This is a genomic window from Caballeronia terrestris, from assembly GCF_001544515.1.
GTDB lineage: Bacteria > Pseudomonadota > Gammaproteobacteria > Burkholderiales > Burkholderiaceae > Caballeronia > Caballeronia terrestris.
This window is the reverse complement of the sequence record NZ_FCOL02000599.1, coordinates 1-609: the sequence shown is the minus strand read 5'-3', so window position 1 is coordinate 609 and position 609 is coordinate 1. Positions and strand designations below refer to the sequence as shown.

Below are 609 nucleotides of genomic sequence, written 5' to 3'. Positions count from 1 at the left end.
ACCCAGCAATTCGACTTCAAACTCGACAAGAGCTACACGAAGTATGACTTTGTTGTGGACGGTTCGCAGGTGGCAACGGTCTATGGCACAACTGGCCAAATGATTGAACTTGCCAAATTCAATGCGACGGGCTTCAAGACGCAAGATATTTTCTACACGAACGGCAAAGCAACTCAGCAGCTTGATTTCAAACTTGATAACAGCTACCCGAAGTATGACTTCGCTGCGGACGGTTCGCAGACGGCAACACTCTTCGGCGTGTCGGGCCAAGTGACTGAGGTCGCCAAGTTCAACGCGAGCGGCGTCAAGCTCCACGACACCTTTTTCGGCGCGGACAAGCATGCCACGAAGCAGCTCGATTTCAATTTGGATGGGAGCTATGCCTCACATCTCTTTAACACGGACGGGACTCAGACTGCGGCGCTGTTTGGTGTGTCAGGCAAGATGACCGAATATGCAACCTTCAACGCCAATGGTTTCAAAACACATGATATTTTCTACACCAACGGTGTCGCCACAAAACAATACGATTTCTTTGTCGACAAAAGCTACGTTGGTCATCAATTCAACGGTTCACATGAGTTAGTTGGCTTGTTTGATACCAACCAC

1 protein-coding gene is annotated in these 609 nt (G+C 49.1%); it reads left to right on the top strand.

Annotated elements, in window-relative coordinates:
• The coding region (locus AWB67_RS41315) for a hypothetical protein (RefSeq protein WP_159965185.1) at nucleotides 1-609 on the top strand (609 nt) is incomplete at both ends.